Below are 20,401 nucleotides of genomic sequence, written 5' to 3' on the forward strand. Positions count from 1 at the left end.
GCATGGCGATCAACACCTCTGTTTTGCCCGACCAGCCCGCGGGCTGGTCAGCGGCCAACCGCCGCGCCATCAACCAGCTGCTGCAGTCTGTGGGCAATTGCAGCGCGGGCTATGACCCGGCCCGCAAACCCTATGCGGTGTTCGACTGGGACAACACCTGCATCATGAACGACACCGAGGAGTCGCTGCTGCTGTACCAGGCGGACAATCTGCTGTTCAAGCTGACCCCCGCAGAGTTTGCCGAGGTGCTGCGCCAAGGTGTGCCCGAGGGCGTGTTCCACCCCGACTACACCAACCTCGATGGCCAACCGGTGGCAATGGCCGAACTGGCGGCCGACATCGACGAAGCCTATGCCTGGCTGTATGCGCACTGCGCAGCGCTGGGCGGCACGCAGCCCTTGGCGGAGTTGCGCGCGAGCCCGCAGTTCCAGAATTTCCGTGCCAAGTTCTACTACCTGTACGGCGCCCTGTGTGACACCTATCCGATGGAGGTGGGCTACAAGTGGATCATCTATTTTTATAAAAACTTCACGCCTGCCGAGCTGCAGGCGATGGTCGCCGATTCGATTGCCTACAACCTGGCCGAGAGCCTGCACCAAGCGGCGATTCCCAGCAGCGAACAGCAGCCGGGCCGCGCTGGCCGGGTGGCGCCGGTGCACTTCTATGGCATGCGGGTCCACGCGGAAATCGTGGCCTTGATGGCTACGCTGCGCGCCAATGGCATCGATGTCTATGTTTCCACCGCGTCGATTGACGATGTGGTGCGGGTGTTTGCGACCAACCCTCTGTACGGCTACAACATCCCGGCCGAAAACGTGCTCGGCTTGAAGCTGGAAATGGCCGACGGCAAATACACCAATGTGTATAAGAAGGACTGGCATTTCAACTGGGGCCCAGGCAAGACCATCGGCATCCGGAACGTCTTTGTGGCCCAGAAGGGCTATGGCCCGGCGCTGGTGTTTGGCGACAGCGATGGCGATGCCTGGATGATGAAGGACTTTGCCGATACCCGGCTGGGCGTGATCATCAATCGGCTGCACGCCGGCGTGATTGGCCAGAACAGCCTGCAGGCCGCTACCACCTTGGGCCAGCCGGATGCGCGCTTTCTGCTGCAGGGCCGCGACGAACACACCGGTTGCTTCAACGCCGATGAGCGGACGCTGAAATACGGCCAGACCGAGGTCCGGCTGCTAGCCTGAGGTCAGACCGAAGGCGTGGCCGCGGGCGCGGCGCGGTGCCTGCCCAGGGTGCTGCGCGTCAAGGCAAACGCCACCAGCGCCGAGCCGGCGATGCCCGCGACCATGGGCCGGGCGCTGCCGTCGACAAACAGTCCAACCAGGGCCATCACCACCGCCCCGGTGACGAACTGCAGCGTGCCCATCAACGCCGACGCGGTGCCGGCAATCGCGCCATGTTCTTCCAGCGCCAGTACGGCCGTGGTCGGCACTACCAGGCCGAGGAAGCCGTAGCCTATGAACAGCAGCACCATCATCACCTCCAACTGGTCGATGCCGGCCAGGTTCAGCGCCAGCAGCAAGGTCATCAGCGCCGCATAGCCGATCACTGCCACCTTGACCACCGGCACCAGGCCGAAGCGCAGGCTCAGGCGGCCGGTGAACTGCGAGGCGCCGATGAAGGAGGCGGCGTTGGCCGCAAACGCCATGCTGTACTGGCGTGGCGTCAGCCCGTAGTGGTCGATCAACACAAAGGACGAGTTGGCCAGGTAGGCAAAAAAGCTGGAGATGCCGAACGCGCCTATGAACACCAGGCCCAGGAAATGCCGGTCGCGCAGCAGCACGCCGTAGGCGGCGAGGGCGCTGCGCACCGTGCTGTCCACCCGTTCGGACTGCGGCCGGGTTTCGGGCAGGCTGGTCGCCAGCAACAGCAGGCCTAGGCCGGCGGCCACGGTCACCGCCCAGAACACGCTGCGCCAGCCAAACCATTCGATCAGAAAGCTGCCGGCCAACGGCGCCAGGATGGGGGACACGCTGAACACCAGCATCAGCAGCGACATCAGCCGCGCGGCGTCGTGGCCGGTGTGCAGGTCGCGCACCACGGCGCGCGGTACCACCATGCCGGCGCAGGCGCCCAGGCCCTGGATGAAGCGCAGCACCACCAGGGTGTGGATATCGGGTGCCAGCGCGCAGCCCACGCTGCCGATGGCAAACAGCACCAGCCCGAAATACAGCGGCGCCTTGCGGCCCACCATGTCGGACACCGGCCCGTAGATCAGTTGCCCTATGCCCAGCGAGATGAAGAAGGCCATCAGGCTGGCCTGCACCGCGCCGATGGAGGCGTTCAGGCTTTGGCCGATGGACGGCAGTGCCGGCAGGTACATGTCGATGGCGAACGGGCCAATCGCGGACAGCAGGCCGAGTACGAGTGCGGCGCGGAAGAAGTTCGATTTCATGGGGGTGCTGGGTAAAACGGAGCCAGAAACGGAAAAAACCCGCAGAACGGTAGCTCTGCGGGTTTTAAATGTTTTTGGTGGTGATAGGTGGACTTGAACCACCGACATCAGCATTATGAATGCTGCGCTCTAACCAACTGAGCTATATCACCAACAGCCCGAAATTATATACCGGTTTTTCGGCGACTGTTCAGCGGTGGGTAAAAACTGCTTTGCGCTTGCCGATGAAGGCGTCCATGCCTTCCTTTTGGTCGGCGGTGGAGAACAGCGCGTGGAACAGGCGGCGTTCGAACATGATGCCGTCGCTTAGGCCACCTTCGAACGCGCGGTTCACCGCCTCCTTGGCGGCCATCACGGCCAGCTGGCCGTAGTCGCAAATCATCAGCGCCGCGCCCAGGGTTTCGGTCATTAATTGGTCCAGCGGCACGACGCGGCTGACCAGGCCGCTGCGCTCGGCCTCGGTGGCGTCCATCATGCGGCCGGTCAAGGCCATGTCCATGGCTTTGGACTTGCCCACGGCGCGCGGCAGGCGCTGGGTGCCACCGGCGCCGGGGATCACGCCGATCTTGATCTCGGGCTGGCCGAACTTGGCGTTGTCGGCGGCGATGATGAAATCGCAGGCCATGGCCAGCTCGCAGCCGCCGCCCAGGGCAAAGCCGCTAACCGCAGCGATCACCGGTTTGCGCACGCTGCGGATGGTTTCCCAGTTGCTGGAAACGAAGTCGGTTTTATAGGCTTGGGCAAAGCTCAGGTTGGCGATGGTGGCGATGTCGGCGCCCGCGGCAAACGCTTTTTCGCTGCCGGTGACGATGATGCAGCCAATGTTTTCGTCGGCATCAAAGGCCTTGAGTGCATGGCCTAACTCGTCCATCAGCTGGTCGTTCAGCGCGTTCAGCTGCTTGGGCCGGTTCAGGGTGACGATGCCGACCTTGTCGGCCTCGGTGCGTACGGTAATGCTTGCGTAGTCCATGGATCACCTTGCTTCAAAAGAAAACGGATTGCTATGGTAAACGTAGCTGGTAGCGCTGGTGGAATATGCGCTACAGCCTATTTTTGTATAAATTATTCGGGGCTGGGCTCCAGCCAGGCGCTGATGCTGCGCGGGGTTTCTGCGGCCAGTCGCCAGGTGGTGGTGCTGGCCACCGAGGGCAAGGTCAGCGGCAGACGCAGCAGGCGCTTGTCGCGCGCCACCAGGGCCGTCACTTGCCGGCTGTGGCCCGCATACAGCAGCAGATCGTCCAGCTTGGACATGCGCCAGCCACTGCCATCGGCCAGCTCCACGGCCAGCCATTCGTCGCCCGCTGCCATGCCGGCCTGTTCGGCCGCGCCACCGCGCAGCACCACCTTGACCTGCAGGCCCTGGCTTTCGCCCACGCGCAGGCCCAGGCGCTGGGCCAGCTGGGCCGGGTCTTCATGCACCGCCACGCCGTGGCCGGCCAGCAGGTCTTTCAGAGGCAGCTCGCCCGTGCCGTGCACCCAGGCCTGGATTTCGGCATCGAAGCTGCGTCCGCCCAGCGCGGCCAGCACTTCGGCAAAGTCGGCTTCGCGCATAGGGCCGGCCTGGCAACGGGTCCACAGCGTGCGCATCACCTCGTCCAGTGTGGTTTGGCCTTCGCCGCGCAGGGTCAGGTCGAAGCACAGGGCTACCAGCGCACCTTTGGTGTAGTAGCTGACGGTGGCGTTAGGCGTGTTTTCGTCCTGCCGGTAGTACTTGACCCAGGCGTCTCGGCTGGCCTGGGCGACGGACTGCACCAGCCGGCCCGGGGTTTGCTGCACTTGGTTGATGGTCTTGTTCAGCAGCTTCAGGTAGCCGGCGTTGTCCAGCAGGCCGGCGCGGCGCAGCAACAAGTCGTCGTAGTAGCTGGTGAAGCCTTCGAAGAACCACAGCAGCGGCGTGTACTGCTCGGCGTCGTACTGGTAGCGCGCAAATTCGGCGGGCCGCAGGCGCTTGACGTTCCAGGTGTGGAAGTACTCGTGGCTGATCAGGCCCAGCAGGGTGGTGTAGCCCTCGCCGCGCTTGGGCGGCGAGGCGGGCTTTTTACCATCGGCTTCGGTGGTGCGCGGCAGGTCGCGGCGGTTGCAGACCAGCACGGTGGAGTTGCAGTGTTCGAGCCCGCCGTAGCCGTCGTCCACCGCGTTGAGCATGAAGACGTAATTCTTGTGCGGGGCTTTGCTGCCGCGCTGCTTGCCGTGCCAGAAGCGGATCTCTTCCTCGCAGATGGCCTTGGTGTCGGCCAGCAGCCGCGCGCCGTCGAACGAGGGCGGGGCGCCGGCCACCACAAAGCGGTGCGGCACGCCGCCGGCCTTGAATTTGCCGCTCCAGAAGCTGCCCAGCTCGAACGGGCAGTCGACCAGTTCGTCGTAGTTGCTGGCCTGGTAGTGGCCGAAACCGGCGCTGTCGACAGCGGTGGCTGCCAGGCCCGTGGCCACCGACCAATGGGCGATGGGTTTGGACGCGACCAGCTCCAGGCTGTGCGCTGCGTCGTCCTGGCCGTGCACCCGCAGGAACAGGCTGGTGCCGTTGAAGAAGCCGCGGGTTGCATCTAGCCAGGCGGTGCGCACCGAGGCGTCGTTGGCGTAGACCTCGCAGCTCAGTACCAGCGGCTTGGCGGGGTTGGCCGCCACCTCCCAGCTGTTCTTGTCCAGGTGCAGCAGCGGCACGGCGCGCTTGCCCTGGCGGGCCTGCAGGTGCTGCAAATTCTTGGAAAACTCGCGCACCAGGTAGCTGCCCGGAATCCACACCGGCAGCGATACCCGCTGGACGGCTGCGGGCTGGGCAATGGTCAGCGTGACGCGGAACAGGTGGGCGTGCAGGTCGGCGACCTCCACGCGGTAATGGACGGGGCAGGGCGCTGAGGATGTAGGCATGGGGCTAAGAATACCCCACAGCGCAGGGCTTCTCAGGTGCCGGCGGCGCCCAGCAGGCAGCTCAGCACCGCCACCACCGTGGTATGCAGGCGCATCGGCAGCCAGGCGGACAGCTCGGCGCCGGGCCAGGTCTTGTGGTCGACCACGCAGCAGACCGTCAGCAGCAGGCCCAGCAGCGGCAGCCCGGCATAGGCGGGCATGACCACCGCGACCCAGGCAACCAACATCACCAGACCACCCCAGCCCACGTGCCAGCGCGGCGTCGGCGCGGCCATGCGCAGGCCTATGCCCCAGTGGATGCCGCCCAGAAACGCGGCGTTGACGGCGGCGTAGCCGACCAGTGCGATGGCGATGAAGGGGTGCAGATCGGCCGGCACCATCCACACTAGCGCGGCCAGCAGCACATAGGGCAGCAGGCCCAGGTAGGCCAGGCGCTGCACCAGAATCTCGGTAGTTGTTTTTTGCATGGGCGCGATTCTCAAGGCTTTTACAAGCCTTGCGCGCCAGTAGCCGGTGACTGTGTTGAAAATGCCACGCCGTCCCGGGGGGGGCGGGTGGCCAGCCGGCTAGTTCTTGAGTTTGGCCAGGTGCTCTTCGACCTGCTCGGACGGAATCGCGCCGGGGATGCGCGAGCCGTCGGCAAAAATCAGCGTCGGCGTGCCGGTGATGCGGTACTTTTTGCCGAACTCGACATTCCGCGCCAGTGCCGGCGCGTCGCAGCTGGCGGCCGCCTGGGCGGGCGTCTGGTTGCGCAGCATCCAGTCGGTCCAGGCCTTGGCCTTGTCTTTGGAGCACCAGATATTGCGCGATTTGTCGGTGGAGTCGGCGCTGAGGATGGGGTACAGGTACAGCGAGATCGTCACGTTGTCGATCTTCTGCATGTCTTTTTCGAAGCGTTTGCAGTAGCCGCAGTTCGGGTCTTCAAACACCGCGATCTTGCGCTTGCCGTTGCCGCGCACGATGGTGAACGCGTCCTTGCTGGGCAGGGCGTCGAAGTCCACGGCGCTGAGCTTTTCGACCCGCTCTTCGGTGAGGTTGCGGCGCAGCTTGGTGTCGATCAGGTTGCCCTGGATCAGGAAATTGCCTTCGGCGTCGGTGTACATGATGTCGCTGCCGTTGACCCGCAGCTCGTACAGGCCGGCCATCGGGCTCTTGCTGACCTCGTCGATCTTGGGCATTTGCGGAATCCGCTCGGCCAGGTTCTTGCGGATGGTGGCCTCCTGGGCCTGGGCGCCCAGGCAGGCCAGGGCGATGGCCGTGGCCGCTGCGAATTTCATGAATGTCATATGCGTTCTACCTAAGCTCTTAGCCGAGCGTTTTTAATCCCATGGCCTGCCGCGCGACCCAGGATTTCAACCCGCCGCTGCGCTCAAACCCCCTCATGCCCCAATTGCGCAGGCCTTGCGTCGTCGCGTCGCCGCGCGCAAACAGCTGCTGCAAACCATCGGTCGCGCCGCCCACCGCCAGCAGCGCGGTTTTGCGCGCCCGCTCGTACTGCCGCAGCAGCCGGGTGTCGGCCACGCTGCGCCAGTAGTCCCGTTCGTGCAATACCTGCGCCAGCAGTGCTGCGTCGCCCAGGCCCAGGTTTAGCCCTTGGCCGGCCAGGGGGTGCACGGTGTGCGCCGCATCGCCGGCCAGCACCCAGGCGTTCTTGCCCTGGCTGCCGATCCAGCGGGTGGCTTGCGCCTTGTGCAAGGGCCAGGCAGCGCGTGGGCCGTCCAGCGTCAGATGGCCCAGGTTGCCATGGCTGGCGGCTTGCAGGGCTTGCGCAAATTCTTCGGGTGGCAGCGCCAGCAGCGCCGCCGCCCGGTCCTCTTGCACAGACCACACCACGGCCACAGAGTTCCCGGCTTCGCCTTGCAGGGGTAAAAAAGCCAGGATTTCGCCGTTGTCGAACCACTGGCGGGCGATCTGGCCGTGCGCGTGTTCGCAGGCCAGCCGGGTGGCAATCGCCTGCTGGTGGTAGGGCATGGTGTCGAATTCCACCCCTAGTTCGGCACGGGTGGCGCTGGCCTTGCCTTCGCAGACCACGGTCAGTGTGGCGTCGACCGGCGCGGTGGCCAGCTCGATCATGGGCTGGTAGCGCACGGCTTCGCCCAGGCGGGCTTCCAGCGCCGGCACGTCGACGATCCAGGCCAGGGCCGCAGCGCCCTGGGTGGCGGCGTCGAACTGGACTTCGCCGCCTTTGTCGCCCCAGATGTGCATCTGCTGCACCGTAGTGGCGTGGGCGGCGTCGGGCCAGCAGCGCAGCGATTCGAGCAGGCTGTGCGACGCGGCGTTCAGCGCGTAGGCGCGCACGTCGTCGGTTGCGGCAGCGTGTGCGGGGTCGGCCACCAGGGCCACCCTCAGCCGGTCGCGCGCCAGCAACAGCGCCAGGGTGCGGCCGACGATGCCGGCGCCGCGGATACAAATGTCAAAGGGTTGGGCCATATAAATAAGTCAGGGTGGACGGGGCTCCCGGCGGGGGCTCCGTCCAGTCCTGGGATTGTAGGAGGCGGGCACAATGTTGGAATTTGCCCCAAGGATTCGCCCCATGGACGTGAGCGCCACCATCACCCGCCTGTTTGTCTACCCCATCAAATCCTGCGCCGGGGTAGAGCTGCCCCAGGCCACGCTGACGGAAACCGGGCTGGAGTTCGACCGCGCCTGGATGGTGGTGGACGAGCAGGGCATGTTCGTGACCCAGCGCGAGCTGCCGCGCATGGCCCTGGTCCAGCCTGAGCTGAAGACTTTTGAGATGGTTTTACGGGCTCCCGGCATGCTGGCCCTGCACATTGCGCTAGATAAAGTAGAGCAACCCGTGCAGGTGACGGTATGGAAAGACACGGTGGCCTCGTATGACATGGGCGATGTCGCCGCGCAGTGGTTCAGCGACTTTTTGGGTAAAAGCCTGCGGCTGGTGCGCTTCAACCCGGACCACCGTCGGTTGTCCAGCGCGCAGTGGACCGGCGATACCGAGGGCTTGAACCAATTCTCCGACGGCTACGCGGTGCTGGTCGTCAGTGAGGCCTCGTTGGACGGGCTGAACCAGCGCCTGACCGCGGCCGGCGAAGCCGAGGTCGGCATGCAGCGCTTCCGCCCGAATATCGTGCTGTCCGGCATCGACGCGCACGACGAAGACCGGCTCGACGAGCTGCTGGTGACCACCGCCCAGGGCGAGGCCCGGCTGCGCATGGTCAAGCCTTGCCCGCGCTGCCCGATCCCCAACATCGACCCCCGCACCGCCCTGAGCACGCCTACGGTGGGCGACATGCTGCAAACCTACCGCCAGACCGCGGTGGTCGGCGGCGCCGTGGCCTTCGGCATGAACGCCATCGTGCTGGACGGCGTGGACTTTGAATTGCGCACCGGCCAGGCTGCGGCGGCGGACTACAAGTTCGACTAACCCCTGTCGCATACACTAGCGGGTTGTTTTTAACAAGTATTTACGCCGCCCCCGGCATGTACTAGACACCCCTTCCCCATCGTGGGATACCGTGGAACCGGCTTTGCCGGGCCGCCGGTATCGCCCCCTGCAAGGGGGTTGGCGAAGCGACACGCAGTGCGCGCAGACTGGGGGTGTGCAAAGGACCTTTATGAGCTTGAAGTGCGGCATTGTGGGCCTGCCCAACGTCGGTAAATCGACCCTGTTTAACGCGTTGACCAAGGCGGGTATCGCCGCGGAAAACTACCCCTTCTGCACCATCGAGCCGAATGTGGGCATTGTGGAAGTACCCGATCCGCGCATGGCCCAACTGGCCGAGATCGTCCAGCCCGAGCGCATCGTGCCGGCGGTGGTGGAGTTTGTGGACATTGCCGGCCTGGTGGCTGGCGCCAGCACCGGCGAAGGCTTGGGCAACAAGTTCCTGGCCCACATCCGCGAAACCGACGCCACCATCAATGTGGTGCGCTGTTTTGAAGACGACAACGTGATCCACGTGGCCGGCAAGGTCGACCCGATCTCCGACATCGAAGTCATCCAGACCGAACTCTGCCTGGCCGATTTGGCGGCGGCAGAAAAAGCCCTGCACCGCGTGACCAAGACCGCGCGCTCCGGCGACAAGGAATCGATCAAGCTGGTCGCCATTCTGGAGAAGTGCCAGGCGGCTTTGAACCAAGCCAAGCCGGTGCGTACGCTGGACTTCAGCAAGGAAGAGCTGCCGCTGTTGCAACAGTTTTTCTTCATCACCGCCAAGCCGGCAATGTTTGTGGCCAACGTGGCCGAAGACGGCTTCGAGAACAATCCGATGCTGGACCGCCTGACCGCTTATGCCACGGCGCAGAATGCGCCCGTGGTCGCTATCAGCGCCAAGCTGGAAGCCGAAATGTCGGAGATGGGCGACGAGGACCGCCAGATGTTCCTGGAAGAACTCGGCCAGACCGAGCCCGGCCTGAACCGTTTGATCCGCTCCGCTTACAAGCTGCTGGGCCTGCAAACCTATTTCACCGCCGGCGTGAAGGAAGTGCGCGCCTGGACCATCCACGTGGGCGACACCGGCCCGCAGGCGGCCGGCGTGATCCACACCGATTTCGAGAAGGGCTACATCCGGGCCCAGACCATTGCGTTTGACGACTATATTGCCCACAAGGGTGAGCAGGGCGCCAAGGACGCGGGCAAGATGCGCGCCGAAGGCAAGGAATACGTGGTCAAGGATGGCGACGTGATGAACTTCTTGTTCAGCTCGTAAGTTTTAAGATTTTTAGGCCGCTAGCGCTTATTCCATCTGCGCAAGCAGCTATTAAAACTGTAGTAAACCTCCATGACCGAACCGGTTCGTCTTGCCAAACGCCTTGCTGAACAGCTGGCCTGCTCCCGCCGTGAGGCCGAGCAGTACATCGAAGGCGGCTGGGTGCGGGTGGATGGGCAACTGGTCGAAGAGCCAATGTTCCGCGTCACCACGCAGAAGATCGAGGTCGACCCGGACGCCACCTTGCTGGCGCCGCCGACAGTGACCCTGCTGCTGCACAAGCCCGTGGGCTTTACCGCCGGGCTGGATGCGGGCCCGGGCCCCAAAGCCCAGGCCGCGTTGGCGCTGCTGACGCGCGAGAACCATGCGCCGGACGACCGCTCCGGCATCCGCACCCTGAAGAAGCATTTCGCCCAGCTGCGCCTGGCCACGCCCATGGACAGCCGGGCCAGCGGCCTGGTGGTCTACACCCAGGACGGGCGGGTGGTGCGCAAGCTGGAAGAAGACGCGGACCTGATTGAGCACGAGGTGATCGTCGAAGTGGCCGGTGAAGTTACGCCCGGCATGCTGCGCAAGCTGGCCGACCCGGTGCAATACCACGAGCGCTTGCTGGCGCCCGCCAAGGTCAGCGTCAGCAGCCAGAACGAGGACGCAGCCGAGACCAAACTGCGCTTCGCCCTCAAAGGCGAGCGCCCCGGCCAGATCGACTACCTGTGCGAAAGCGCCGGGCTGCAGATCCGCTCGGTCAAGCGCATCCGCGTCGGCCGTGTGCCGATGACAGCCTTGGCGCCCGGCCAGTGGCGCTATCTGGCGGAACACGAACGCTTCTAAAGCCGTTCGCTAGAACGCCCAGACCAGCGATCCGGTCATCAGTACGTAGCGGATGAACTTGCCGATCGCCATATAGCCCAGGCAGGGCCAGAACGGCAGCTTGAGCCAACCCGCCACCGCGCACAGCGGGTCGCCGACCAGCGGCAGCCAGGCCAGCAAACAGGCTTTAGGCCCCAGTCTTTCCAGCCAGTCGAGCACCCGCATATGGTGTTTGGAGTGGCTGTATTTGTCGGCCACCTTGTGGGCGCCAAAGCCCATCCACCAGTCGACCGCGCCACCCAGGGTATTGCCGGCGGTGGCCACCAGGATGGCGGGCCAGAACAGTTCGGGATTCAGCTTGACCAGGCCGAAGACCACCGGCTCCGAGCCCATGGGCAGCAGCGTGGCGGAGATGAAGGACACCACAAAGACCGTGCTGAGTCCGAATTGCGGCAGGGCCAACAGGGTCAAAAGGTGCTCTATCCAGGCTTGCATCGGCGCAGTATAGAGGTGTGCCTGGGGCGGAATTCCCGTTCCATCTGGTCATTTCACGATGCGAAAAACAAAAACCGCCCTGCGAAAACGTCAATTGCTGCACTGCCGCATTTTCTTTCGGGAAGCGGAAATTCTTTTCGTAATGCGATAAATTTACGTAAGTTGTTGATTTTATTGTGTGAAATATTTAATCTTATATAAGACATAAGAGTGTCTAAAGTCTTGTAGAAGACTTAAAATTTTTCCACAGGCACCGCGGAACCCGCCGCAGATGCAGACCCTGTTTCAACCACCTCTGGAGCTTTTTATGCCGCAATCCATCACCGAACAACTCAGCCGTGAACAACAAGCCGCCGCTCTGCAAAAAGACTGGGACACCAATCCCCGCTGGAAGGGCATCCAACGTGGCTACACCGCGGCCGAAGTCGTGCGTCTGCGCGGCTCCTTCCCCATCGAGCACACCCTGGCCCGCCGTGGCGCTGAAAAGCTCTGGGACTTGCTGCACACCGAAGCCTATGTGAACTGCCTGGGCGCATTGACCGGTGGCCAGGCCATGCAACAGGTGAAGGCCGGCGTGAAAGCCATCTACCTGTCCGGCTGGCAAGTGGCTGCCGACAACAACGGCTATGCGGCCATGTACCCCGACCAGTCGCTGTACCCCGTGGATTCGGTGCCGAAAGTGGTCGAGCGCATCAACAACACCTTCCGCCGTGCCGACGAGATCCAGCACTCCAAGGGCATTGATGCCGGCGACGCAGGTTATATCGACAACTTCGCGCCCATCGTGGCCGATGCCGAAGCCGGTTTCGGCGGCGTGCTGAACGCCTTCGAGCTGATGAAGGCCATGATCAATTCCGGCGCCGCCGGCGTGCACTGGGAAGACCAGCTGGCATCCGTCAAGAAATGCGGCCACATGGGCGGCAAGGTGCTGGTGCCCACCGCCGAAGCCGTGCAAAAGCTGATCGCCGCCCGCATGGCGGCTGACGTCTGCGGCGTGCCGACCCTGGTGATTGCCCGCACCGATGCCGAAGCCGCCGACCTGCTGACCAGCGACTACGACGAGAACGACAAGCCCTTCATCACCGGTGAGCGCACCTCTGAAGGCTTCTACAAGACCAAGAAGGGCATCGACCAGGCTATCAGCCGCGCGATTGCCTACGCCCACTACGCCGATCTGGTGTGGTGCGAAACCGGCACGCCCGATCTGGCCTTCGCCAAGAAGTTTGCCGACGCCGTGCACAAGGTGCACCCCGGCAAGATGCTGGCCTACAACTGCTCGCCGTCCTTCAACTGGAAGAAGAACCTGGACGACGCGACCATCGCCAAGTTCCAGCGTGAGCTCGGCGCCATGGGCTACAAGTACCAGTTCATCACGCTGGCCGGCATCCATTCGATGTGGTTCAACATGTTCGACCTGGCGCAAGACTATGTGAAGCGCGGCATGTCGGCCTATGTGGAAAAGGTGCAAGAGCCCGAGTTCGCTGCCCGCGACCGCGGCTACACCTTTGTGTCGCACCAGCAAGAAGTGGGCACCGGTTACTTCGACGAGGTGACGACAGTGATCCAGGGCGGCAAGTCCAGCGTGACCGCGCTGACCGGTTCCACCGAAGAAGAGCAGTTCCACTGAAATGCCATCTCTGGGGCAGCGGCCTTCTCGCTGCTGCCTGAGCTGAGTTCATAACCAAGCAGCCTGCCAGTGCGCAGGCTGTTTGCGTATGCAGCTATTTTTTCGATAGCGAAGGCGGATCGTCTGGGCTGCGCGCCACGACCCGTTCCACCAGCACATCGCCGGTGCCCATGGCCAGCAGACCCAGCTCGGCCGCGGCCGCCTGGCTCAGGTCGATGACGCGGTGGGTGAGGATGTGCGGGCCGCGGTCGTTGATGCGCACGATGACGCTTTTGCCGTTGCTCAGCAAGGTCACCTTGGCGTAGCTCAGCAAGGGCAGGGTGCGGTGGGCCGCCGTCAGCTCCGACATTTTGAAGACTTCGCCCGAGGCCGTGCGCCGGCCGTGGAAGCGCTTGCCATACCAGCTGGCTTTGCCGCGCTGGGCCGTGCCGGCGCCCAGGTCGGTGGCCCAGAAGTCGGAGGGATTGGTGACCAATGGGGTGGTGGTTTCGGGGGCTTCGGCGCTGGGTTCTTCCGCCACCAGCGGCTGGGCACGCAGGGTGGTCGAGCACCCGGGCAAGAAGGACAACAGCAGCAGCCAGATGATCAATCGCTTTTCAAACATGGGCGCATATTAGTGCCTGCCGGCCGGCTGTCGCCGAAGTTCCGCCATGGGGTAGTGCATTTCAATTGCTGAAATTTTGAGCAGTTAGAATGCGTCTCCCCCAAAAAATACCCTTTGCGCCCTGCCGGCGCTTGTTCCTATTCCCATGCACATCGGCCCGTACGCTTTAGCGAACCGTCTGTTTGTCGCGCCCATGGCTGGCGTGACGGACCGGCCGTTCCGGCGCCTGTGCAAAACCCTGGGAGCGGGCTATGCGGTCAGCGAAATGGTGACCTCGCGGCGCGATCTGTGGAATACGCTGAAGACCTCGCGCCGTGCCAACCACGATGGCGAAGTGGCGCCCATCGCCGTGCAGATTGCCGGCACCGATGCGGCCATGATGGCCGAGGCCGCCGCCTACAACGTGGCCAACGGCGCGCAGATCATCGACATCAACATGGGCTGCCCGGCCAAGAAGGTGTGCAACAAATGGGCGGGTTCGGCGCTGATGCAGGACGAACCCCTGGCCCTGGCCATCGTCGAAGCCGTGGTCGCCGCCTGCGCGCCGCACGGCGTGCCCGTCACCCTGAAGATGCGCACCGGCTGGAGCCAGGACAACAAGAATGCGGTAGCCCTGGCGCGCCAGTTCGAGCAGGCCGGCGTGCAGATGCTGACCGTGCATGGCCGCACCCGCGAGCAGGGCTACAAAGGCCAGGCCGAATACGACACCATCGCCGCCGTCAAGGCCGCGGTGCGGGTGCCGGTGGTGGCCAATGGCGACCTGACCAGTCCCGAGAAAGTCCGCGACGTGCTGGCCTATACCGGTGCCGACGCCGCCATGATCGGCCGCGCCGCCCAAGGCCGGCCCTGGATCTTCCGCGAGGTCGCGCATTTCCTGGACACCGGCAGCCATTTGGCGCCGCCACTGGTGGCCGAGGTGCGGCGTCTGCTGCTCGACCACCTGGAAGACCACTACAGCCTGTACGGCGAATTCAGCGGCGTGCGCACGGCGCGCAAGCACATAGGCTGGTACGTCAAGACCCTGCCCGGCGGCGAAGACTTCCGCGCCCGCATGAACCTGCTGGAAGACCCGCAGCTGCAGCTGGCCGCCGTGGACGATTTTTTTACCGAACTGGCGACCGCCATGGACCGCATGCCGGTCGCCCCAAGCATGAATGACCAAGAACAAGAATCCGATCTGGAGAGCACAGCGTGAGCCAAAAAAGCATTGATGAGTGTGTGCGCCTGAGTCTGGCGAGCTACTTCAAAGACCTGGACGGCATCGAGCCCGCGGGCATGTACGAAATGATGGTGCGGGTGGTCGAGAAGCCGCTGCTCGAAGTGGTGATGGCCCAGGCGGACCAGAACCAGTCGCGCGCCGCCGCCTGGCTGGGGCTGAACCGCAACACCTTGCGCAAGAAGCTGCTGGACCACCGGCTGATGGAATAAGCCCGGCGCCTGCCCCCTTTTTATTTTTGACTCCCTGACCTTTAGAACCCCATGAACGCACTTCTCTCCGTCTCTGACAAAACCGGTGTCCTGGAACTCGCCCGCGCACTGCACGCCCTGGGCGTCGGCCTGCTGTCCACCGGCGGCACCGCCAAGCTGCTGGCCGACAACGGCCTGCCCGTCACCGAGGTGGCCGACCACACCGGCTTCCCCGAAATGCTCGACGGCCGGGTTAAGACCCTGCACCCCAAGGTGCATGGCGGCCTGCTGGCGCGCCGCGATTTCCCCGAGCACATGGCTGCGCTGAAGACCCACGGTATCGACACCATCGACCTGCTGGTGGTGAATCTGTACCCGTTTGAAGCGACGGTGGCCAAGCCCGGTTGCACGCTGGAAGACGCCATCGAGAACATCGACATCGGCGGCCCGGCCATGGTGCGCAGCGCCGCCAAGAACTGGAAAGACGTGGCCGTGCTGACCGACGCCAGCCAGTACGCCACCGTGCTGGCCGAGCTGCAAGCCACCGGTAGCGTCAGCCAGAAGACCAAGTTCGCTCTGTCGGTGGCCGCGTTCAACCGCATCAGCCAGTACGACGGCGCCATCAGCGACTACTTGTCGGCGATCCAGGAAGACGGCAGCCACACGCTGTTCCCGGCCCAGACCAATGGCCGCTTCGTCAAGCTGCAAGACCTGCGCTATGGCGAGAACCCGCACCAGCAGGCCGCGTTCTACCGCGATCTGTACCCCGCGCCTGGCTCGCTGGTCACCGCCAAGCAGCTGCAGGGCAAGGAACTCAGCTACAACAACATCGCCGACGCCGACGCCGCCTGGGAATGCGTGAAGAGCTTCGACGTGCCAGCCTGCGTGATCGTCAAGCACGCGAATCCCTGCGGCGTGGCCGTGGGCGCGAATGGCCTGGAAGCCTATAGCAAGGCCTTCCAGACCGACCCGACCTCGGCGTTTGGCGGCATTATTGCCCTCAACCGCACTTTGGATAAGGACGCAGCGCTACAGATTTCGAAGCAATTCGTCGAGGTGCTGATGGCCCCCGGCTACACCGCCGAGGCGCTGGAAGTGTTCAAGTCCAAGGTCAACGTCCGCATCTTGGAAATCGCCCTGCCGCCCGGCGGCGCGACCGCCTGGGACAAGGGCCAGAACGCCATGGACATCAAGCGCATCGGGTCCGGTCTGCTGATGCAGACCGCCGACAACCACGAGCTGGCGCTGGCCGATCTGAAGATCGTCACCACGCTGCAACCCACGCCGCAGCAGCTGCAAGACCTGCTGTTTGCCTGGAAGGTGGCCAAGTTCGTCAAGAGCAATGCCATCGTCTTCTGCAAGGACGGCATGACCATGGGCGTGGGCGCAGGCCAGATGAGCCGCCTGGACTCGGCGCGCATCGCCAGCATCAAGGCCGGCCATGCGAACCTGACCCTGGCCGGCACCGCCGTGGCCAGCGACGCTTTCTTCCCGTTCCGTGACGGCCTGGACGTGGTGATCGATGCGGGTGCGACCTGCGTGATCCAGCCCGGTGGCTCGATGCGTGACGACGAAGTCATTGCCGCCGCCAACGAGCGCGGCGTGGCCATGGTGCTGACCGGCGTGCGCCACTTCCGCCACTAAAAAGATGCTGCGGCTGGGCGCCATGGCCGCCGTGCTCTTGTGGACCGGGCTGGCCGTGGCCGCCGCGCCGTCCGAGCTGGCCCAGGACTACGGCTGTATGTCCTGCCACGGCCTGGTGCGCAAGCAGGTCGGCCCGGGCTTCGCCCAGGTGGCGGCCCGCTACCGCGGCGATGCCGAGGCGCCGCAGCGCCTGGCAGGCAAGATCCGCAACGGTGGCGTCGGCATCTGGGGGCGCCTGAGCATGCCGCGCCAGCCCCATGTGTCCGAAGCCGACGCCCAGGCCCTGGCGCGCTGGGTATTGTCCCAGCCGGCACCGTAACATCGCGCTCCTATCTACTTTTTCCGCAGGAATTCCGCATGTCCGATCTCGTTATCATCGTCCGCGTGCAAGCCAAGCCGGGCCTGGAAGCCGCTCTGGTGGCCGCGCAAACCGCGCTGGTGGCGCTGTCGCGCCAGCAACCGGGCTGCATCGCCTACGAGCTGCACGAAGACCTGAACCAGCCGGGCAAAGTGGTGTTTTACGAGCGCTGGCAGGACCGCGCGGCGTGGGAAAAACACCTGGCCGGCCCGCACAGCGCGGCGTTCAAGGCCCAGGCCGGCGACTGGATCGCCGACTTGGAAATGCTGGAGATGCGGCAAGTCGGCTGATTTACACGCCAAATCGGCCTTTGGCGCAGATAGATGCTGCGCAGGCAGCTATATAAATGGTAGCAATAAAAAAAGACCGCGGATGCGGTCTTTTGTGTGGGCCAGCCCCAGGCTCTCAGCGCCAGTGGCCGTAGCCGCGGCTGTAGCCGAAGTTCAGCTCCACGCCAATCGGGATGGCTGGGCGGTAATAGGGCGCGGGCTGCACCACCACCGGCGTGGCATACGCAGGCTCGGTGTAGGCTGGCTGGTAGTAGTCGCCGGAAATAGTTTGTACCGGGGCGCGCACTGGCGGCGGGTTGTTGCCAGCCACGGGGCTCACATGCAGCGGGATGGTCGGCCCCGGATCGTTGGCCATGGTGGTGGTGTACTGCTTGCCCGCAAATTCATACACCACGTTGTAGCCAGCGGTGCGGTTTTCGTAGAAGGTTTGCGTATTGCAGCTTTGCACGTTCTGCAATTGGGTCGGGCCGGGGCTTTCGATCCGGTCGCCCAGGATGGCGCCGCCCACAATACCCAGCATAGTGGCTGCGGCCCGGCCGCTGCCGCCGCCGATGGCATTGCCCATGGCGCCGCCGGCAATACCGCCCATCAGGGCGCCAGCGCCGGAGCGCTGCGGCTCCACCGCCACCTGCTGGGTGTTGCAGACCTGGCGCGGCACCGCCACCTGCTGGATGATGGGGGTGGACGACAGCACGCGCCCGGTTTCCTGGGCGGCTGCAAGGCCTGACGCCAAGGTCAGAGCGCTGAGGAGAAGGATGTTTTTCATAATGATGATTAAACGCCTGAACCCGGGCATAGGTTTCAGGCTTTACCATGCATTTTCAATTTTTCACGCCGATTTTTGGCATGAAATGGGCCTCTGGCGCAGGTTCTACCTGCGCTGGTAGCTATGCTTTTGATAGTTCTTTGAAAACCGCGCGCGCGGCCTCAATCGTCGCTGCAATATCCTCTGCCGTGTGCGCCGAGCTGACGAAACCGGCCTCGTACAGCGCCGGGGCGATGTAGACGCCGCGGTCCAGCAGGCCGTGGAACAGCTGGTTGAAACGCGGGCTGCTGGTCTTCATCACCTGCGGGTAGTTTTGTGGCAGCTGGTCCAGCAGGAAGAAGCCGAACATGCCGCCCTCGCTGTCGCTGCAGAAGGCCACGCCCTCGGCATCGGCCGCCGCCTGCAGGCCGCTGACCAGCGACTGGGTGGACTGCGCCAGCGCCTCGTAAAAGCCGGGTTTGCGGATCTCGCGCAAGGTTGCCAGGCCGCAGGCCGTGGCTACCGGGTTGCCCGACAAGGTGCCGGCTTGGTACACCGCGCCCATGGGCGCCAGATGTTCCATCACCGCGCGCGAGCCGCCAAACGCCGCCAGCGGCATGCCGCCGCCAATCACCTTGCCCAGCACCGTCATGTCAGGGGCAAAGCCCGGAATCGCTTTGGCATAGACGCTTTGCGCGCTGCCGAGTGCCACGCGGAAGCCGGTCATCACCTCGTCCAGCACCAGCAGGGCGCCGTACTGGGTGCAGAGTTCGCGGCAGCGCTGCATGAAGGGCACGCTGGCACGTACGAAGTTCATATTGCCGGCGATCGGCTCGATCATCAGGCAGGCGATGTCCTTGCCGTGCAGGGCAAAGGCTTCTTCCAGCTGGGCGATGTGGTTGTACTCCAACACCAGTGTGTGCTGCACGACTTCGGGCGGCACGCCGGCGCTGGTAGCGCTGCCGAAGGTGGCCAGGCCCGATCCGGCTTTTACCAGCAGGGCGTCGGCATGGCCGTGGTAGCAGCCTTCGAACTTGATGATCTTGTTGCGGCCGGTGGCGCCGCGCGCCAGGCGGATGGTGCTCATCGCCGCTTCGGTGCCGGAGCTGACCAGGCGCAGCATTTCCATCGACGGCACCAGGGACAGGATTTCTTCGGCCAGCTCGACCTCGCGCTCGGTGGGGGCGCCGAAGGAGAAGCCTTCGAGCAAGGCTTTTTGCACCGCGTCGACGACGGCCGGATGGCCGTGGCCGAGGATCATCGGGCCCCAGGAGCCGATGTAGTCGGTATAGCGCTGGCCGTTGGCGTCCCAGAAATAGGCGCCCTGGGCGCGCTGCACAAAGCGCGGCGTGCCGCCGACCGCCTTGAAGGCCCGCACGGGGGAATTCACGCCGCCGGGGATGACCTTCAGCGCGCGTTCAAACAGTTGTTGGTTTTTATCAGTGGCGGTGGTCATGGGGCGGGGCTTCCAGTGCGGCGATGGCGCGCAGGGTTTCTTCGTCTAGGGTCTGGTCGGGGTCGGAGCCATCGTCTGCCACGTCGTCCTCGGGCTGGGCCCAGAACATGCGGTCGGGCAGGATGTGGCCCATACCAGGGCGGAAGCCGCCGTCCAGGCAGCGGTCCAGGTAGCTCATGGCCTCGTTGGTGGCTTCAGCCAGGTCGCTGCCGCTGGCCAGCAGGGCAGCCAAGGCAGCGGACAGGGTCTCGCCCGCGCCGGTGAAGACGGCTTCGAACAGTTCGAACTTTTCGCTCACCAGCACCGCCTGGGGGCTGGTCAGCACGTTTTCCACATGCTGCTCAGGCAAGGGGATGCCGGTGACCAGGGTATAGGGCACGCCCATGGTGGCGGCGGCCTTGGCGATGTCGCGCGGCGTGGGGTTGCGCTCGCCATCCCAGTCGGGTAGCAGCCAGCGGCGCAGCGTACTGTGGTTTCCAACCAACACTGTGGTTTGCGGCAGCAGCAATTCACGGAACGCGTCCAGATACTCGTCGATCTTGTCTTCGTCCCACCACGAAAGGTTGGGCATATAGGCCACGACCGGCACCTCGGCGTAGTCGGAGGTGATCTCGGCGATGGCGCTGATGTTCTCCGGGCTGCCGACGAAACCGACCTTGAAGACCTGCACTTCCACGTCTTCCAGCACAGCGCGGGCCTGCTCGGTCACGGCTTCTTCGTCGAAGCAGAAGTGCTCAAAGATCTCGCCGGTGTCGCGCGCATAGGCGCCAGTGACGACCGGCAGGGCGTGCGCGCCTACCGAGGCAATGGCCGTGGTGTCGGCGGCCAGGCCGGCCGCGCCACTCGGATCGCTGGCGTTGAAGACCATGACGCAGGCCGGTCCGGCGAGGTCATCATCGGCGGCTTCGGGCTCATCGACCGCGTCGAGCGGGTCGTTGGATGCGGGCTTTTTTGGGGATTTGGGAGAGTTCATGGGCCTAATTCGGCAGGGGGCGCGAGCAAATTGGCGAGGCCGTCAAA

At 64.3% G+C, this 20,401-nt stretch carries 21 protein-coding genes and 1 tRNA gene; 10 read left to right on the plus strand and 12 right to left on the minus strand.

Features of this window, described 5'->3' with window-relative positions; genetic code table 11:
- Positions 1 to 2 precede the first annotated feature (2 nt).
- Positions 3 to 1,199, plus strand: a complete 1,197-nt coding sequence (locus tag J2X19_RS19140) for a haloacid dehalogenase-like hydrolase (protein ID WP_310375581.1) — start codon at positions 3 to 5, stop codon at positions 1,197 to 1,199.
- 2 nt (positions 1,200 to 1,201) lie between these two features.
- Here J2X19_RS19140 and J2X19_RS19145 read toward each other — a convergent pair whose 3' ends face one another.
- The 7 genes from J2X19_RS19145 to J2X19_RS19175 form a co-directional block, all read right to left on the minus strand.
- The gene (locus tag J2X19_RS19145; protein WP_310375583.1) at positions 1,202 to 2,410 is read right to left on the minus strand and encodes a multidrug effflux MFS transporter; all 1,209 of its coding nucleotides are present in this window, start codon (positions 2,408 to 2,410) and stop codon (positions 1,202 to 1,204) included.
- Between the two features lie 75 nt (positions 2,411 to 2,485).
- Positions 2,486 to 2,562 (minus strand) — tRNA-Met (locus tag J2X19_RS19150).
- Positions 2,563 to 2,600: 38 nt separating this feature from the next.
- Positions 2,601 to 3,380 carry an enoyl-CoA hydratase gene (locus J2X19_RS19155; RefSeq protein ID WP_310375585.1) on the minus strand — a complete coding sequence of 260 codons (780 nt, stop codon included), beginning with the start codon at positions 3,378 to 3,380 and terminating at the stop codon, positions 2,601 to 2,603.
- Between the two features lie 92 nt (positions 3,381 to 3,472).
- Positions 3,473 to 5,278, minus strand: coding sequence for a M61 family metallopeptidase (locus J2X19_RS19160; protein ID WP_310375587.1), 1,806 nt, complete (start codon positions 5,276 to 5,278; stop codon positions 3,473 to 3,475).
- A 32-nt stretch (positions 5,279 to 5,310) separates the two neighbouring features.
- Positions 5,311 to 5,745 carry a DUF3429 domain-containing protein gene (locus J2X19_RS19165; protein WP_310375589.1) on the minus strand — a complete coding sequence of 145 codons (435 nt, stop codon included), beginning with the start codon at positions 5,743 to 5,745 and terminating at the stop codon, positions 5,311 to 5,313.
- A gap of 99 nt (positions 5,746 to 5,844) precedes the next feature.
- The gene (locus J2X19_RS19170; protein WP_116607292.1) at positions 5,845 to 6,564 is read right to left on the minus strand and encodes a DsbC family protein; all 720 of its coding nucleotides are present in this window, start codon (positions 6,562 to 6,564) and stop codon (positions 5,845 to 5,847) included.
- 19 nt (positions 6,565 to 6,583) lie between these two features.
- Positions 6,584 to 7,708, minus strand: a complete 1,125-nt coding sequence (locus tag J2X19_RS19175) for an FAD-dependent monooxygenase (RefSeq protein WP_310375591.1) — start codon at positions 7,706 to 7,708, stop codon at positions 6,584 to 6,586.
- A 103-nt stretch (positions 7,709 to 7,811) separates the two neighbouring features.
- Here J2X19_RS19175 and J2X19_RS19180 point away from each other — a divergent pair, with 103 nt between their 5' ends.
- From J2X19_RS19180 to J2X19_RS19190, 3 genes are all read left to right on the plus strand, one after another.
- Positions 7,812 to 8,663 carry an MOSC domain-containing protein gene (locus tag J2X19_RS19180; protein ID WP_310375593.1) on the plus strand — a complete coding sequence of 284 codons (852 nt, stop codon included), beginning with the start codon at positions 7,812 to 7,814 and terminating at the stop codon, positions 8,661 to 8,663.
- A gap of 190 nt (positions 8,664 to 8,853) precedes the next feature.
- Positions 8,854 to 9,945 (plus strand): redox-regulated ATPase YchF, encoded by a 1,092-nt coding sequence (gene ychF / locus J2X19_RS19185; protein WP_116607289.1) that lies wholly within the window; start codon positions 8,854 to 8,856, stop codon positions 9,943 to 9,945.
- A 72-nt stretch (positions 9,946 to 10,017) separates the two neighbouring features.
- Positions 10,018 to 10,776 carry an RNA pseudouridine synthase gene (locus J2X19_RS19190; protein WP_116607288.1) on the plus strand — a complete coding sequence of 253 codons (759 nt, stop codon included), beginning with the start codon at positions 10,018 to 10,020 and terminating at the stop codon, positions 10,774 to 10,776.
- Between the two features lie 9 nt (positions 10,777 to 10,785).
- Here J2X19_RS19190 and J2X19_RS19195 read toward each other — a convergent pair whose 3' ends face one another.
- Positions 10,786 to 11,250 carry a YqaA family protein gene (locus J2X19_RS19195; protein WP_310375597.1) on the minus strand — a complete coding sequence of 155 codons (465 nt, stop codon included), beginning with the start codon at positions 11,248 to 11,250 and terminating at the stop codon, positions 10,786 to 10,788.
- A gap of 307 nt (positions 11,251 to 11,557) precedes the next feature.
- Here J2X19_RS19195 and aceA point away from each other — a divergent pair, with 307 nt between their 5' ends.
- Entirely contained in the window at positions 11,558 to 12,877 is a 1,320-nt protein-coding gene (aceA, locus tag J2X19_RS19200; protein ID WP_116607286.1) for an isocitrate lyase, read from the plus strand.
- A gap of 94 nt (positions 12,878 to 12,971) precedes the next feature.
- Here the strand turns inward: aceA and J2X19_RS19205 are convergent, their stop codons facing one another.
- A complete protein-coding gene (locus J2X19_RS19205) occupies positions 12,972 to 13,481 on the minus strand; it encodes a septal ring lytic transglycosylase RlpA family protein (RefSeq protein WP_310375600.1) in 510 nt (169 codons plus the stop codon).
- 145 nt (positions 13,482 to 13,626) lie between these two features.
- Between J2X19_RS19205 and dusB the strand changes: the two genes are divergently transcribed.
- From dusB to J2X19_RS19230, 5 genes are read left to right on the plus strand one after another with little or no spacing between them, the layout of a single operon-like run.
- A complete protein-coding gene (gene dusB, locus J2X19_RS19210; RefSeq protein WP_310375602.1) occupies positions 13,627 to 14,676 on the plus strand; it encodes a tRNA dihydrouridine synthase DusB in 1,050 nt (349 codons plus the stop codon).
- Positions 14,673 to 14,909 (plus strand): helix-turn-helix domain-containing protein, encoded by a 237-nt coding sequence (locus J2X19_RS19215; RefSeq protein WP_092759536.1) that lies wholly within the window; start codon positions 14,673 to 14,675, stop codon positions 14,907 to 14,909. Before dusB ends, J2X19_RS19215 begins: the two co-directional genes overlap by 4 nt.
- 51 nt (positions 14,910 to 14,960) lie before the next feature.
- A complete protein-coding gene (gene purH / locus J2X19_RS19220; protein WP_310375605.1) occupies positions 14,961 to 16,532 on the plus strand; it encodes a bifunctional phosphoribosylaminoimidazolecarboxamide formyltransferase/IMP cyclohydrolase in 1,572 nt (523 codons plus the stop codon).
- Positions 16,533 to 16,536: 4 nt separating this feature from the next.
- Positions 16,537 to 16,851, plus strand: coding sequence for a c-type cytochrome (locus tag J2X19_RS19225; RefSeq protein WP_310375607.1), 315 nt, complete (start codon positions 16,537 to 16,539; stop codon positions 16,849 to 16,851).
- 38 nt (positions 16,852 to 16,889) lie between these two features.
- Positions 16,890 to 17,180 carry a putative quinol monooxygenase gene (locus J2X19_RS19230; protein ID WP_310375609.1) on the plus strand — a complete coding sequence of 97 codons (291 nt, stop codon included), beginning with the start codon at positions 16,890 to 16,892 and terminating at the stop codon, positions 17,178 to 17,180.
- Positions 17,181 to 17,295: 115 nt separating this feature from the next.
- Here the strand turns inward: J2X19_RS19230 and J2X19_RS19235 are convergent, their stop codons facing one another.
- The 3 genes from J2X19_RS19235 to thiD form a co-directional block, all read right to left on the minus strand.
- Positions 17,296 to 17,946: a glycine zipper 2TM domain-containing protein gene (locus J2X19_RS19235; RefSeq protein ID WP_310375612.1), complete on the minus strand. Its 651-nt coding sequence runs from the start codon at positions 17,944 to 17,946 to the stop codon at positions 17,296 to 17,298.
- 121 nt (positions 17,947 to 18,067) lie between these two features.
- Positions 18,068 to 19,381, minus strand: coding sequence for a glutamate-1-semialdehyde 2,1-aminomutase (gene hemL / locus J2X19_RS19240; protein WP_310375614.1), 1,314 nt, complete (start codon positions 19,379 to 19,381; stop codon positions 18,068 to 18,070).
- Positions 19,365 to 20,354 (minus strand): bifunctional hydroxymethylpyrimidine kinase/phosphomethylpyrimidine kinase, encoded by a 990-nt coding sequence (thiD, locus tag J2X19_RS19245; protein ID WP_310375616.1) that lies wholly within the window; start codon positions 20,352 to 20,354, stop codon positions 19,365 to 19,367. Before thiD ends, hemL begins: the two co-directional genes overlap by 17 nt.
- Positions 20,355 to 20,401 lie beyond the last annotated feature (47 nt).

The organism is Rhodoferax ferrireducens (genome assembly GCF_031458075.1).
Taxonomy (GTDB): Bacteria; Pseudomonadota; Gammaproteobacteria; order Burkholderiales; family Burkholderiaceae_C; genus Rhodoferax_B; species Rhodoferax_B ferrireducens_A.

What these genes read in the sequence shown, in the direction of transcription:
- J2X19_RS19145 (WP_310375583.1), bottom strand. Translation starts at nt 2,410, where the DNA reads ATGAAATCGAACTTCTTCCGCGCCGCACTCGTACTCGGCCTGCTGTCC.
- J2X19_RS19190 (WP_116607288.1), top strand. Translation starts at nt 10,018, where the DNA reads ATGACCGAACCGGTTCGTCTTGCCAAACGCCTTGCTGAACAGCTGGCC.
- ychF (WP_116607289.1), top strand. Translation starts at nt 8,854, where the DNA reads ATGAGCTTGAAGTGCGGCATTGTGGGCCTGCCCAACGTCGGTAAATCG.
- J2X19_RS19195 (WP_310375597.1), bottom strand. Translation starts at nt 11,250, where the DNA reads ATGCAAGCCTGGATAGAGCACCTTTTGACCCTGTTGGCCCTGCCGCAA.
- J2X19_RS19235 (WP_310375612.1), bottom strand. Translation starts at nt 17,946, where the DNA reads ATGAAAAACATCCTTCTCCTCAGCGCTCTGACCTTGGCGTCAGGCCTT.
- purH (WP_310375605.1), top strand. Translation starts at nt 14,961, where the DNA reads ATGAACGCACTTCTCTCCGTCTCTGACAAAACCGGTGTCCTGGAACTC.
- J2X19_RS19175 (WP_310375591.1), bottom strand. Translation starts at nt 7,708, where the DNA reads ATGGCCCAACCCTTTGACATTTGTATCCGCGGCGCCGGCATCGTCGGC.
- J2X19_RS19225 (WP_310375607.1), top strand. Translation starts at nt 16,537, where the DNA reads ATGCTGCGGCTGGGCGCCATGGCCGCCGTGCTCTTGTGGACCGGGCTG.
- J2X19_RS19155 (WP_310375585.1), bottom strand. Translation starts at nt 3,380, where the DNA reads ATGGACTACGCAAGCATTACCGTACGCACCGAGGCCGACAAGGTCGGC.
- J2X19_RS19160 (WP_310375587.1), bottom strand. Translation starts at nt 5,278, where the DNA reads ATGCCTACATCCTCAGCGCCCTGCCCCGTCCATTACCGCGTGGAGGTC.
- J2X19_RS19205 (WP_310375600.1), bottom strand. Translation starts at nt 13,481, where the DNA reads ATGTTTGAAAAGCGATTGATCATCTGGCTGCTGCTGTTGTCCTTCTTG.
- J2X19_RS19165 (WP_310375589.1), bottom strand. Translation starts at nt 5,745, where the DNA reads ATGCAAAAAACAACTACCGAGATTCTGGTGCAGCGCCTGGCCTACCTG.
- thiD (WP_310375616.1), bottom strand. Translation starts at nt 20,354, where the DNA reads ATGAACTCTCCCAAATCCCCAAAAAAGCCCGCATCCAACGACCCGCTC.
- J2X19_RS19180 (WP_310375593.1), top strand. Translation starts at nt 7,812, where the DNA reads ATGGACGTGAGCGCCACCATCACCCGCCTGTTTGTCTACCCCATCAAA.
- hemL (WP_310375614.1), bottom strand. Translation starts at nt 19,381, where the DNA reads ATGACCACCGCCACTGATAAAAACCAACAACTGTTTGAACGCGCGCTG.
- J2X19_RS19140 (WP_310375581.1), top strand. Translation starts at nt 3, where the DNA reads ATGGCGATCAACACCTCTGTTTTGCCCGACCAGCCCGCGGGCTGGTCA.
- J2X19_RS19170 (WP_116607292.1), bottom strand. Translation starts at nt 6,564, where the DNA reads ATGACATTCATGAAATTCGCAGCGGCCACGGCCATCGCCCTGGCCTGC.
- J2X19_RS19230 (WP_310375609.1), top strand. Translation starts at nt 16,890, where the DNA reads ATGTCCGATCTCGTTATCATCGTCCGCGTGCAAGCCAAGCCGGGCCTG.
- dusB (WP_310375602.1), top strand. Translation starts at nt 13,627, where the DNA reads ATGCACATCGGCCCGTACGCTTTAGCGAACCGTCTGTTTGTCGCGCCC.
- aceA (WP_116607286.1), top strand. Translation starts at nt 11,558, where the DNA reads ATGCCGCAATCCATCACCGAACAACTCAGCCGTGAACAACAAGCCGCC.